Genomic DNA, 11,509 nt, shown 5'->3' with positions numbered 1-11,509 from the left:
CAAGCCCGACGCGCGGCGGCGTCAACCGGTGGCGGTGACCCGGCGACGCAGCTCGGGCAGCCGCTCGGGCGCGGTGCGCAGGACGACCCGAACCTGGTGACGGCCGTGCGACCAGACATCGTCGAACACGTCGAGCAGGGAGACCAACTGCGCGGGCGGCTCGTCACTGAGGAGTTGGTCGGCGTCCTCGACCGTCAGGGTGAGCGGACCGGCCTCGACCAGGTCGAGCAGGCAGTCGGCCAGGGCGTCCCAGTTGCGCCCGAAGTACCCGGGCAGGTCGAGGGTCTCTGCCAGTCGGGTGAACAGTTCGACGCGGGTCCGCGCGGCGGCACCCGGGACGACGCCCGTACCGTCGCCCTGCGCGGCGGTCAGTTCAAGCCACGGCGGCGGTTCGGTGGTGCGCATCCGGTCATCCTTCCACCGGTCGGGCCGGCTGGTCCCGGCCCGACCAGGGGCACGGTCAGAGCAGGTAGAAGTTCGCGTAGTGGTCGGGCGAGAACCAGGTCTTCCCGGTGCTCTTGTTGACCACGATCCGGTAGGCGTCGCGCGACGCCCCGTACGCGCGGGGGTAGACGTCGTACTCGTAGTAGGTGGCGTCGGCCGGCAGTTGGCCCTCCCGGTTGTAGAACCGGCCACCGGCGAAGTTGGACAGCCCGCCGCTCCAGGCGTACCAGCCGCGGCTGGTCGGGAATCCCTTGGCGGCCCAGCCGGAGTGTGCGGTGCGGGCGTCCGCACAGCGGGCCATCGTGCAGGAGTTGTAGACGGCGGCCGAGGCGGAGTCGGTCACCGTCGGCGCGACCACGCTCGGGCCGACGAGTGCCGCAGCGACCATCGCGGCGAGCAGGGCGAACGTGCCGACCAATCGGCGCAGGCGGGTCAGCGGGGCGGACGGGTCCACGGTGCCTCCAGAACGTGGGACATCGAAGATGGTCGTCCAGCAGTCTCGACGCGGCGGCCTGCCGGCGTACAGGCCCACGCCGAAACTTCTCGATGAACGTCCGATGTCCGCCGACGGTCGGCAGCCGATCCGGGCACTCCCGAGTGCCCCGGCGTCAGAGATCCAGGACGCCGACGGTCTGGCCACCGCTGCGCTCGCCGGTCGGCCGGAAGCCCAACCTGAGGTAGAAGGGCTCTGGCCCGCCGGCGCGAGGCTCCCAGGTGACGTACGCGCGGGTGCCGCCGCGGGCGCGGATCTCCCGGCAGACGGCCTCGACGGCGAACCGGCCGTAGCCGTTGCCCTGGGCGTCGGCGGCGATGTTCAGCCGCCACAGGCCGGAGCGCCGGTCGTCGGGATCACGGTCGGGATTCCAGGGGATGTCGAGGAAGGCCATCAGGAAACCGACCGGCCGGTCATCGTCGTAGATCAGCCTCGGCCACGCGTACTCCGGGTAGACGTACGCCTCGGCCAGCGACTTGACCACCGGCTCGACCAGGTCCTCCTGGTCGGGGCGGACGGACAGCGCGAGCGCCGCCTCGTAGTTCTTCGGAGTGACCGGCTCCAGACGCATGCGGCGCACCATAGCGGGCGGACGCGGCCGAGCGCCCCGCGTTATTCGGGTCGGTCCGGGGTGACCGTGGTGTCGCCGCCGGGTGGCAGGATGTCGGGTGTGGACTGGATGCCGCTGCTGAGCACCGGGGCGGGGGCGCTCATCGCGCTGTCCGGCAGCTTCCTGGTCGACCTGCGCCGGGAACGCGACACCCGGGCGCGGGACCGCGATCTGGACCGCTGGCGTACCTGCGTGGACTTCGCGCTCGCCCTGGACTCGGCGCACACCGCGCTGCGGTCCGTGCCAGCGGGCGACCGGCAGGCGGCCAGCGTGGCGATGACCGAGGCCGGGGCGTACCAGGCACGCGAGCGGCTGCTGATGTCCGGCACGCCGGACCTGGTGGTGGCCGGCGAGGTGGTCTTCCACCGCCTGGTGGCGATGCGCAAGCTGATCGGCGCGGGCTCCGACCTACGCTCGCCCGCCGGGCACGAGTCGTACCACGAGTTCGCCGAGGCGCTGTGGACATTCCGGATGGCGGTCCGCCAGCACTTCGGGCACCGGGTGATCCAGCCCGGGACGCTGGAGCGCAGGGACTGGTCCGAGCGGCACGAGTGTGCGTACTGCACGGCGGCGACCAACTGATCTGGTCCCGAGCAGACGTGGCGCGCCGAACGATACTCAGGCGGCTTTGAAGACGGTTTCGAGGTGCCACTCCAGAAACTCGCTGTTCGGCCGATCCGCACGGCGTTCCGGTACCGTGATCTGCGAACCTGCCTTGGCGTAGAACTGATCGCCGTTGCCGAACTCGCTGCGCAGCCGAGGGCTGACAAGCAGGCGATACTTCGGGTCTACGCCCAGATAGCCCCGATCGAACAGGATGTGTACGTCCGACTTCAGCAGCAGACCATTGTCGAGTCGGTGCTCCCCGCCCTCGGGTAGGGGCCGGATGTGCGCAGCCTGGAGCACGGGCCGGACCCTGTTGCCGGTGATGGCACACCGGCGGCCGTAAGCACCGAGCACGACGGCTTTGAAGGATTGCTGGCCAAGCCGCTGCGGTGTCAAGCGCGGATCGCCGTACACCGGTCCTGGGCGATGCCACGGCTCGCTCAGGTCGAGATCGACGGAGACGCCGAGCAGGCGATGCATCACCAGGTCGAAGTAGGACGCTGCCACCGGGTCCGCGAGATCGTAGGTCTTGCCCTGCACGATGTTGGAAGCGAAGGTGGGCGGCGGGTCGATGGTTGACTCGTCCGGGAAGAAAGTCGCATCCCGGACGAAGATGCAACCGATAACCGGATCCTCCTCGGGGCCGATTGGCACCCTACGGTACTGCCCGACGCTGGCACGCATCTCGTCGAGACCGGCGACCCCGTTCGCCTCGCCGAACAACTCCCACGCCTCAGAAATCCGTAGTTGGGTGAAGCCACTGAAGAACCCCCCTCCGACCACACGGTTCAGCGGATAGTGGGCCTTGAACAGGAAGGGTTCACCAGGCACGAGGGCGCGAAATCCTCCACCGGACGGACGCCAGAAGTTGACCTCGGTCAGGTTGGGGCGGGCCGCCAGAAACCGGTACCACTTCTCATCCGTCACCCCGACGAAAGCCCTCACAAAACCAGGATGCACGAACGTTGATCATCCTGGAACCAGCCAAACGGGCAGGCGGGCAGGCGGGCGGCTTCACAGCAACCGCGCGCAACAACTCATGGCTCGCGCATCCAGGTCTTCGGATCGGTGACAAAGATGCCCTTGCCCTGGTGCCGCCGGATGACCCGTAGGGCTTCGAGCCGCACGTAGACCATCTGGATCGTGGACGTGCCGACCTTGTAGTCGGCCGCCATCTGCGCGATCGATGGCAGCTTGTCCTCAGGTTTGAGCTTCTTGGTCCGCACGGCAGCGATGATGTCGTCGGCGATGCGGATGTAGTCGGGTGTCGTAGGCATGGCGCTCCTTGCGTGGCACGCCAATTCGATCACGAACCGCCCACGAACGACAACAATCAGTGGTTGACTTAAACGGCTTAGCCGTTAGTGTTGTCTGTGAGTCGCTCCTCGCGTGGCAACGGGTACGGCTCATTCCCTGGTCGGGGCGGGTGTGGGTGCCCGTCCCGACCCACCGGACCGCTCCGCTGTCGTACCGCTGATCTCAGGCTGCGGCGGTGGGGCCGGCGGGTCGCGCGCGGCCGGCGTGCGCGCGGCCCGCCTTCCAAGGCAACGCACGGCACCGACGCTCAGGAGAGGACCGACGTGGCCCAGGTATATCGTTCCGGCCGGCCCTACGGGACCGGCCAACCGGCCCGGCTGACCGCGCACGAGGTGCGCACCCGCACGTTCGCGCCGCGCCGCCGTGGCGTCGACCCCGACGAGGTACGCGCCTTCCAGTCCCGGGTCGCCGACGAGTTGGCCGGCCTGCACGACCAACTCCGCCTGCTCGTGCAGGAGAACGACCGGATCAAGCAGGCACTACGCGACTGGCAGACCCTGCACGCCCGGGAGTGCCGGACGCCGAACGGCGGGCACTGGTGAACGAGCGCCCCTCCCCCGGCGACCTGCTGATCGTCGACGGCGCGGCCTCGGTGCAGTTCGCCGGGAATCGGGCGCTGCGGTTGCGGGTGGTGTCGGTCGGCGCGGACGAGCCGTACCCGGGGTGGCTCTGGCTGACCGGGTACGTGCTCGACCGGCGCGACCAGGCCGTCGCCAAGCGGGAGATCTACGTCCAGCTCTCCGGCCTCCGACTGGCGGCCCACGTTGACCCGCCAGCGCTAGCGGTCGCTCACCTCGCCGGGTCGCGCCCTCCGGCACACGGCGTGATCCGGCCACCGGCACGTCGATCCTGACCGCAGGCCGCATCTGATCAGACGTCCATTCCCACCCGGCGGGTCGCGAGGATGGTCAGGGTTTCCCGGCGGACGTCGTCACCCTCCTGCACCAGGCGGCGGTGGACGAAGCGGACCACAGAATTCGTAGGGCAGCCGCGTCGCTGGCGCAGACGTTCTGCTTTGCCGAGATCAGTGCGCCGTTGTCGTCGGACGGTGGGTTGCGCGTTCGTCTGGGCGACGAAGAGGAGGATGCCCCAGCCGAGACTTGCGCCGTAGCCGCCGCCACCCTGCTGGCCGAACCACTGCGCCAGGAATCGCTGACACCACAGACGCTCGCGGCCGTACGCGCTCGCAGGGATGTTGCCGACCATCCTGGTCCAGCGGCTGCAACGCGTCATGCGCCGCGGGATGGTCGCACCCATCATTGAAGGACGGCGTATGGGACCGCCGAAACCCGTGCCACCGCCCGACTGACACGCAAACCCGACACAACCTGACCATTGAACGTCTGTAGCGGTCGTCGCCGCCGGAGGCCCCATGTTGTGTCACCGTTCACAGTGGGCTTTTTCGCGTACCGCTCAGCTTGGTCAACGGCGTACCCGATAGCACAGGTGAAGCACCCGGTTGCCCTGAATCACCACGTCAGGATCCTCCAACAGGTGCTGCGCGTCGACCGACCCGAAGTAGCGCTTGCCGGACCCGAACACGACGGGTACGACGTCCATGCGCACCTCGTCGATCAGGCCCGCGGCAAGCACCTGGCCACCGACGTCGCCAGCGGCGACCTCGACCATGCGGTCACCCGCAAGCTCCCGCCCCTTGGCCACGGCTGCCTCGACGCCGTCGACGAAGTGAAACGGCGCCTGGGGGTCCCAGCCCTCGGGCTCCGGCCGGTGCGTCACGACGACCACGTGGTCGATCCCGCCTGGAGGCTTTCCGTCCCAGCCGTCCGTCATGTCGAAGACGTGGCGGCCGACGATTGTCGCCCCGATCTGGTCCCAGTACGGCCGGGTGTAGTCGTAGGACGTCTGCGACACCTTTACCTCGCCGCTCTCGTCCAAGGGGACGTCACCGCTGGACAACCAGTCGAACAGCGGTCCGGGCTGGTCATTCTCGTCCGCGATGAAGCCGTCCACCGACACCGAGCTGTACATGATCACCTTGCCCACGGGGCTCTCCTCTGCTTTGGAATGCCCCTAAATTAGCGGGTCGTAAGCTGTCGCTCTTGTACGAAATCAATCGGCCGGCAGCGGCCAGCCGTCCAGCGCGTGGCCGGGATGTTCGCGCAGGAACCGCCGCCGGACTTCGACGTACCGGGTCGGCGTGAGCCCGGTGAACGCCCGGAACTCGTGGCCGAAGTGGGCCTGGTCGAAGTAGCCTGCGCCACCGGCGAGGTCACCCCAGTCGATCGGAACGGCGGGGTTGATCGCGAACACGGTGGCGGCGAAGCGGTAGGTGCGGGCCAGCCGCTTCGGGGTGACGCCGATGAGCTCCTTGAACCGCTGTGCCAGATGAGTGCTGCTGACACCGGCTGCCACGCTCAGGTCGCCGATCGCCACCGCACCGCTGGTCGCCGCGATGACGCTGCTCGTATGGCGGACCAGCCCCAGGCCGGCGGTCTCGCACAGCCGTCGCATCAGCTCCTCCTCGAGCAGCGTCAGCATCTCGTACGGTCCGTCCGCCGTGGCCAGCCGGTCTCGCAGCTCAGCAATGGCGGGCCGGCCCCAAACCTGCTCTACCGTCACCGGCCGGTCACACAGCTCGGTCGCGGGCATCGGTAGGAACGGCGCCAGCCCCCACGGCTTGAAGTGCACGCCGACGGACCGGGTCCGAAGTGGGTAGCCGAACTCCAACGCGCGGGTGGGCGTGGTGACCACGCAGCCGTCGACGTACTCGGCCGTCTCGATGTCAGTGCCGGCGCGGATGCGGAACGGCGCCCCGAGGTTGACGATGAGCAACGCCGCCGGCATCGGCGGCAGCGTCAGCCGGGCGTACGGCGACGCACCCTCCAGGTAGTAAAGGTCGTCGATCAGCCCGTCCAGCGGCGGTCGCGGCACTCTGGACACGTACTCCACGCCCACAGCATCGCCGACGCCCCGCCGGCATCGCACGCCGGGATGGTCCAGCCCGCGCTGCCGCCAGCATCGAGCCGGCCACCGTGCCAGGCAGTCCTAGTCCAGCTCGGCAAACCCCTCGAGCAGAGCCCTCGCGCGCTTGACACCGTCGGCGACTGAACAAGGTCAGGTGCGCACATCGGCCGCGAGTCGCGTGCGGGCCGCCCTGCAGCCAGGTAACCCGCGTGACTTCGGTCAGCTCTGGCGTCGCCCCGTTCCAGTCAGGTCTGGACCTCGTACTGGGGGCGGGCCTGGCGGTTTCGCAGGTACCGCCCCAGCCCCTGGCCGTCCTCGCTGGCCAGGAACGCCCCGCGCGCGTTGAGCAGCGTCTCGTCGGCGTGCGCCAGGCAGCCCCACACCGTGTCGCCCCACGAGTCGGCGAGTTTCACCTCGGCCGGTTCGGCGCAGCTCTCGCCGCGCGGCCCGCCGATCTGGCACCGGGCCGGGGCGCCGCCCCGGCGGCTCACGGCCTCGGCGGCCTCCCGAATCAGCGAGAACCGGGCCTGCATGCCGGTCCGCTGGACGCGGTCCTGCTCCGGCACCGCCTGGCGCTGCCCGAACAGCACCACGTTGCCGTCCGGGTCGACGACGCGGCACTCGCCGCCGGGGGCGTGCTCCGGATAGCCGGCCCGCTCCACCGGGCATCCGGCCTCGGTCAGGCGCGCGACGGTCGCCTCGATGTCCTCGACGTACAGGTAGATCAGCAGGGGCAGCTCGACGGTGACCAGGCGCGGCGTGACCGCGGTCAGCAGCAGCGTCAGCTCTCCGCACTGCAGGTACGACCAGCGCGAGTCGCCGTCGCCGTCGGCGCGGATCTCGGAGTAGCCGAAGCACTCGTAGAACCGTCGCGCCGCGTCGGCGTCCACGACGTACAGCACCGGCACCTGCGCCTGCACTCGACTCTGCACCGCGCCACTCTACCTACGGGCGATCGATAAATCACGTATCACAGATCGGGTTTCGGATCGGCGCGATCCGGTGACCCAGACGCTCACCCGGCGAGATCGATCGCTGGCAGGTCAGCGGCACGGCGCTCGGCGTGTCGGGGTCGCCCACCCGACAACGATCATCGAAGCGCAGGCGTCAGGCAGCGGCCAGGGCGGCATAGCGGCCGGCCCGGCGGAGCAGCGTCTCGTGGGTGCCGGCCTCGACGATCCGGCCGTGGTCGAGCACCGCGATCTGGTCGGCGTGGCGGACGGTGGAGAGCCGGTGCGCGATGGTGATCACCGTCCGGCCCTCGGCGAGGGCGTCCAGGGCCTGCTGTACGGCCCGCTCGGTCTCGGTGTCCAGCGCGCTGGTGGCCTCGTCGAGCACCAGGACGCGCGGGTTGCGCAGCAGCGTACGGGCGATGGCCAGGCGTTGCTTCTCGCCGCCGGAGAAGCGGTGTCCGCGCGAGCCGACCGTGGTGTCGTACCCGTCGGGCAGGCTGGCGATCAGGTCGTGGATCCGCGCGGCGCGGGCCGCGTGCTCGATCTCGGCGTCGGTGGCGTCGGGGCGGGCGTACCGGAGGTTCTCCCGGATGGTGGTGTGCAGCAGGTAGGTCTCCTGACTGACCACGCCCACGACGGCGGCCAGGTCGACCAGCCGCAGGTCGCGCAGGTCGACGCCGTCGATGGTGATGCGTCCGCTGTCCGGGTCGTGCAGCCGGCTGATCAGGGCGGCGAGGGTGCTCTTGCCGGAGCCGGTCTCGCCGACCAGGGCGAGGCTGGTGCCGGCGGGGACGTCGAGGGTGACGCCGGCGACGGCGGCGGTGTCGCTGCCCGGGTAGCTGAAGGTGACCTCCTCGACGCGCAGGTGGCCCCGGACCCGCGCCGGGTCGATCTCGACCGGGTCGGCCGGGTCGTTTACCTCCACCGGCAGGTCGAGGTACTCGAAGATCCGGGCGAACAGCGCCAGCGAGGCGGTGAGCTGGACGCCGACGTTGAGCAGCCCCATCAGCGGCCGGAACAGTCCGCCCTGCAGGGCGGTGAAGGCGACCAGGGTGCCGATGCTGAGCGTGCCGGCGGTGCCGGGAAGCCCGGCGCCGAGGTAGATGACGGCGGGGATCGCCGCGAAGACGACGGTCATGGTGGCCATCCGCCAGCGGCCGGCCAGTTCGGAGCGGAGTTCGAGGTCGACGAGACGGGCGGATGAGGCCGCGAACCGGTCGGCGAGCGCGCCGCCGGCACCGAGGGTCTTGGCCAGTTGCACGCCGCTGACGCTCAGCCCCTCCTCGACGGTGACGTTCAGGTCGGCCAGCTCGCGCTGGCGCTGGGCGGTGATCTCCCGACGCATCGCGGCCACCCGACGGGCCAGCCAGATCGCCGGCGGCAGGACGACCAGCGAGACCAGGGTGAGCCGCCAGGACAGGGCCACCATGGCGACCAGGGTGGCCACCGCCGTGGTCAGGTTGGACGCGACGGAGGTGGCGGTGGAGGTGACCACGGCCTGCATGCCGCCGATGTCGTTGGTGATGCGGGACTGCACCTCGCCGGTGCGGGTGCGGGTGAAGAAGGCGATCGACTGGCGTTGCAGGTGCGCGAAGACGTCGGTGCGCAGCCGGTGCATCACCTGCTGGCCGACCCGGGTGGCGATCCAGGTCTGCACCACGCCGAGCACGGCGGTCACCGCCGCGACGGCGACCATGCCGACGACCAGTTGGACCAGCAGGGTCAGGTCACGCTCCGGTAGCGCGCGGTCGATCACGGCGCGCAGCAGAAACGGCGAGGCCATGGCGAGGACCGAGGAGACCACGATGATCGCGGTGACGACGGCCAGCGCGGCGCGGTGGGCGGTGAAGAGCCGGCCGACACGGCGCAGGGGCACCGCGCGGGCCTGGGCCTTCTCGGCGGCGGTGACGGTCCGGGGCGGGCCGCCGTGGCTGGAACGGGTGTCCACGAGCACCTCCTGACGACTTACTGAGGTTACCTCATCATGAGGGAGCAACAGTAAGTTCTGCTACGGTATTCCGGTGACCGGCGAGGAACCCGACAGGCCCGAGGAGAGCCTGCCCGAGCTGTTCTGGGCGGTGGCCCGGCGGCTACGCCACCACTCCCGACGCACCCTCGAACCGTGGGAGATCAACCCCGGCCACGCCCGCGCCCTGGCCGTACTCATCCGGCACGGCACGATCCGGCTCCGCGCGCTCGCCGACCACCTGCACATCGCGCCCCGCTCTGCCACCGAGGTCGTCGACGGCCTGGAGGACCGTGGGCTCGTCGCGCGCCGCCCCGACCCGGCGGACCGGCGCGCGACCCTGGTCACGCTGACCGACGAGGGTACGCGGGTCGCCCGGGCCATCCGCGCCGCCCGCGACGCCGATGCGGAACGCTTCTTCGGTCACCTCTCCCCCGCCGACCGCGACGAGCTGACCCGCATCCTGCGTACGCTGCGCGACTGACCCCCACTTTAGTCCTTGGTTATATAAGCCCCGGCTGATATAAGTGGGAGGTGCATGCCTTCGACGTTCTCGGCGATCCGGTGCGCCGCCGCATCCTGGAGCTGCTCGCCCAGGGCGAACGCACCGCCGGCGGGATCGGGGAGGTGATCCAGGAGGAGTTCGGCATCTCCCAACCGGCCGTCTCCCAACACCTGCGGGTGCTGCGGGACAACGGCTTCACCACGGTCCGCCCCGACGGCGCCCGCCGGCTGTACGCGGTGGACCCGCGAGGGCTGCGGGAGGTCGACGAGTGGCTCGCCGGCTTCCGCCGGTTCTGGGCGCCCAAACTGGACGCCCTGGCCACCGAACTCGCCCGGGGTCGCCGTGCCCGGCGTGCGCAACCACCCACCGAGGACAGGAGCACCCGATGACGGACGTCACCCACCAGATCAACGCCGTACGGCGCACCGTCGGCACCCGAACGCTGGAGGCCGGCGAGGCGCGCGTGCTGACGATCAGCCAGGCGTACGACGCGCCCCTGGAGGACGTCTGGGACGCCTGCACCAACGCCGAGCGCATCCCCCGCTGGTTCCTGCCGATCTCCGGCGAGCTGCGGGTGGGCGGGCGCTACCAGCTCGAGGGCAACGCCGGCGGCACCGTCCAACGGTGCGACCCGCCGACGAGCTTCGCCGCCACCTGGGAGTACGGCGGCGAGGTCAGCTGGATCGAGGTGCGGCTCACCGCGGAGAGCCCGGAACGTACCCGCTTCGAGTTGGAGCACGTCGCGCACGTGGACGACGAGCGCTGGCGCGAGTTCGGTCCCGGCGCGGTCGGTGTCGGCTGGGACCTGGGCCTGCTCGGCCTCGCCTCCCACCTGGCCGCCGACGGCACCGGCGTCCGGCCGGAGGAGGCCGCCGCGTGGCTGGGCTCCGAGGAGGGCCGCGGGTTCATGACGGCGGTCAGCGAACACTGGGGCGAGGCCAGCATCACCGGCGGCGCCGACCCGGACGCCGCGCGGGCCGCCGCCGCCCGTACCACCGCCGCCTACACGGGCGCGCCCGCCTGATCGCCGGCGGTCCGGGCCGCAGCGCGAGACCGACCTCGACGGTACCGCGCCGTTCCCCTGGCAGGACAAGCACGGACACACCGGGCGCGCGGATGCCGACGGGCGGCGACGGCCAGGGGGATCGAGTGTGGGGCACGCGTACCGGGCGGGCGCGGTAACGTGCGGCGACATGACCGCCGTACCCTTCTCGCACTGCTCGTACTGCGGTGCCACCTACCCGACCGACGCCGCCTGGCCGCGGCTCTGCGCGGCCTGCGGCGAGACGGTCTGGCGCAATCCGCTACCGGTCGCGGTGGCCCTGCTGCCGGTACGCACCGACGAGGGGCTGGGCCTGGTGGTGGTCCGCCGCGACATCGAGCCGGCGCGCGGGCTGCTCGCGCTGCCCGGGGGTTTCATCGAGTACGGCGAGGAGTGGGCCGACGCGATGGTACGGGAGCTGCGCGAGGAGACCGGCCTGATCGGCGATGCGGCGCAGGCGACGCTCTTCGCGGTGCACAGCGCCCCGGCCGGCGGCACCATCATGATCTTCGGTGAGCTGCCCGAGCGCCCGGCGCACACCCTGCCGCCGTCCGCCCCAACCGAGGAGGCGACCGAGTGGCTGGTCCTCACCGAGCCGGTCGAGCTGGCCTTCTCCACCCACACCCGGGCCATGGCGGAGTTCTTCAC

17 protein-coding genes are annotated in these 11,509 nt (G+C 70.6%); 7 read left to right on the top strand and 10 right to left on the bottom strand.

Annotated elements, in window-relative coordinates; translation table 11 throughout:
• Positions 1 to 21: 21 nt before the first annotated feature.
• From E1182_RS10440 to E1182_RS10430, 3 genes are all read right to left on the bottom strand, one after another.
• A complete protein-coding gene (locus E1182_RS10440) occupies positions 22 to 405 on the bottom strand; it encodes a barstar family protein (RefSeq protein ID WP_132263491.1) in 384 nt (127 codons plus the stop codon).
• Between the two features lie 55 nt (positions 406 to 460).
• Positions 461 to 832 carry a ribonuclease domain-containing protein gene (locus E1182_RS10435; RefSeq protein ID WP_132263535.1) on the bottom strand — a complete coding sequence of 124 codons (372 nt, stop codon included), beginning with the start codon at positions 830 to 832 and terminating at the stop codon, positions 461 to 463.
• A gap of 220 nt (positions 833 to 1,052) precedes the next feature.
• Complete coding sequence (locus E1182_RS10430; protein WP_132263488.1) at positions 1,053 to 1,508, bottom strand: GNAT family N-acetyltransferase; 456 nt, start codon at positions 1,506 to 1,508, stop codon at positions 1,053 to 1,055.
• A gap of 90 nt (positions 1,509 to 1,598) precedes the next feature.
• Here E1182_RS10430 and E1182_RS10425 point away from each other — a divergent pair, with 90 nt between their 5' ends.
• Positions 1,599 to 2,129, top strand: a complete 531-nt coding sequence (locus E1182_RS10425) for a hypothetical protein (protein ID WP_132263485.1) — start codon at positions 1,599 to 1,601, stop codon at positions 2,127 to 2,129.
• A 36-nt stretch (positions 2,130 to 2,165) separates the two neighbouring features.
• On the opposite strand, the gene E1182_RS10420 is transcribed toward E1182_RS10425, so the two are convergent.
• Both E1182_RS10420 and E1182_RS10415 read right to left on the bottom strand, forming a co-directional pair.
• Positions 2,166 to 3,098, bottom strand: coding sequence for an HNH endonuclease (locus E1182_RS10420; protein WP_132263483.1), 933 nt, complete (start codon positions 3,096 to 3,098; stop codon positions 2,166 to 2,168).
• Between the two features lie 92 nt (positions 3,099 to 3,190).
• Positions 3,191 to 3,430 (bottom strand): winged helix-turn-helix domain-containing protein, encoded by a 240-nt coding sequence (locus E1182_RS10415; RefSeq protein ID WP_132263480.1) that lies wholly within the window; start codon positions 3,428 to 3,430, stop codon positions 3,191 to 3,193.
• Between the two features lie 303 nt (positions 3,431 to 3,733).
• Between E1182_RS10415 and E1182_RS10410 the strand changes: the two genes are divergently transcribed.
• Positions 3,734 to 4,012, top strand: a complete 279-nt coding sequence (locus tag E1182_RS10410) for a DivIVA domain-containing protein (protein ID WP_132263478.1) — start codon at positions 3,734 to 3,736, stop codon at positions 4,010 to 4,012.
• The gene (locus E1182_RS10405) at positions 4,009 to 4,323 is read left to right on the top strand and encodes a hypothetical protein (RefSeq protein WP_243706144.1); all 315 of its coding nucleotides are present in this window, start codon (positions 4,009 to 4,011) and stop codon (positions 4,321 to 4,323) included. Before E1182_RS10410 ends, E1182_RS10405 begins: the two co-directional genes overlap by 4 nt.
• A 17-nt stretch (positions 4,324 to 4,340) precedes the next feature.
• Here the strand turns inward: E1182_RS10405 and E1182_RS31035 are convergent, their stop codons facing one another.
• From E1182_RS31035 to E1182_RS10380, 5 genes are all read right to left on the bottom strand, one after another.
• Positions 4,341 to 4,676 (bottom strand): hypothetical protein, encoded by a 336-nt coding sequence (locus E1182_RS31035; RefSeq protein ID WP_165942576.1) that lies wholly within the window; start codon positions 4,674 to 4,676, stop codon positions 4,341 to 4,343.
• A gap of 216 nt (positions 4,677 to 4,892) precedes the next feature.
• Positions 4,893 to 5,474: a dihydrofolate reductase family protein gene (locus tag E1182_RS10395; RefSeq protein WP_132263476.1), complete on the bottom strand. Its 582-nt coding sequence runs from the start codon at positions 5,472 to 5,474 to the stop codon at positions 4,893 to 4,895.
• Between the two features lie 66 nt (positions 5,475 to 5,540).
• Entirely contained in the window at positions 5,541 to 6,380 is an 840-nt protein-coding gene (locus E1182_RS10390) for a helix-turn-helix domain-containing protein (protein WP_243706143.1), read from the bottom strand.
• 260 nt (positions 6,381 to 6,640) lie between these two features.
• The gene (locus E1182_RS10385) at positions 6,641 to 7,327 is read right to left on the bottom strand and encodes a glyoxalase/bleomycin resistance/extradiol dioxygenase family protein (protein WP_132263474.1); all 687 of its coding nucleotides are present in this window, start codon (positions 7,325 to 7,327) and stop codon (positions 6,641 to 6,643) included.
• Between the two features lie 175 nt (positions 7,328 to 7,502).
• Positions 7,503 to 9,224 (bottom strand): ABC transporter ATP-binding protein, encoded by a 1,722-nt coding sequence (locus E1182_RS10380; RefSeq protein ID WP_243706147.1) that lies wholly within the window; start codon positions 9,222 to 9,224, stop codon positions 7,503 to 7,505.
• 145 nt (positions 9,225 to 9,369) lie between these two features.
• Between E1182_RS10380 and E1182_RS10375 the strand changes: the two genes are divergently transcribed.
• From E1182_RS10375 to E1182_RS10360, 4 genes are all read left to right on the top strand, one after another.
• Positions 9,370 to 9,798, top strand: coding sequence for a MarR family winged helix-turn-helix transcriptional regulator (locus E1182_RS10375; RefSeq protein WP_132263470.1), 429 nt, complete (start codon positions 9,370 to 9,372; stop codon positions 9,796 to 9,798).
• 50 nt (positions 9,799 to 9,848) lie between these two features.
• Entirely contained in the window at positions 9,849 to 10,208 is a 360-nt protein-coding gene (locus E1182_RS10370) for a helix-turn-helix transcriptional regulator (protein ID WP_132263468.1), read from the top strand.
• Entirely contained in the window at positions 10,205 to 10,843 is a 639-nt protein-coding gene (locus tag E1182_RS10365) for an SRPBCC family protein (RefSeq protein ID WP_132263466.1), read from the top strand. Before E1182_RS10370 ends, E1182_RS10365 begins: the two co-directional genes overlap by 4 nt.
• A 169-nt stretch (positions 10,844 to 11,012) precedes the next feature.
• Positions 11,013 to 11,509: NUDIX domain-containing protein (locus E1182_RS10360; RefSeq protein ID WP_132263464.1), on the top strand; the 497-nt coding region annotated here is incomplete at its 3' end.

This window comes from Micromonospora sp. KC721, assembly GCF_004348355.1.
Lineage (GTDB): Bacteria > Actinomycetota > Actinomycetes > Mycobacteriales > Micromonosporaceae > Micromonospora.
Note: the sequence above shows the minus strand (reverse complement) of the source record. Positions and strands in the feature narration are given on the sequence as shown.

What these genes read in the sequence shown, in the direction of transcription:
- E1182_RS10440 (WP_132263491.1), bottom strand. Translation starts at nt 405, where the DNA reads ATGCGCACCACCGAACCGCCGCCGTGGCTTGAACTGACCGCCGCGCAG.
- E1182_RS10435 (WP_132263535.1), bottom strand. Translation starts at nt 832, where the DNA reads ATGGTCGCTGCGGCACTCGTCGGCCCGAGCGTGGTCGCGCCGACGGTG.
- E1182_RS10430 (WP_132263488.1), bottom strand. Translation starts at nt 1,508, where the DNA reads ATGCGTCTGGAGCCGGTCACTCCGAAGAACTACGAGGCGGCGCTCGCG.
- E1182_RS10425 (WP_132263485.1), top strand. Translation starts at nt 1,599, where the DNA reads ATGTCGGGTGTGGACTGGATGCCGCTGCTGAGCACCGGGGCGGGGGCG.
- E1182_RS10415 (WP_132263480.1), bottom strand. Translation starts at nt 3,430, where the DNA reads ATGCCTACGACACCCGACTACATCCGCATCGCCGACGACATCATCGCT.
- E1182_RS31035 (WP_165942576.1), bottom strand. Translation starts at nt 4,676, where the DNA reads ATGGTCGGCAACATCCCTGCGAGCGCGTACGGCCGCGAGCGTCTGTGG.
- E1182_RS10365 (WP_132263466.1), top strand. Translation starts at nt 10,205, where the DNA reads ATGACGGACGTCACCCACCAGATCAACGCCGTACGGCGCACCGTCGGC.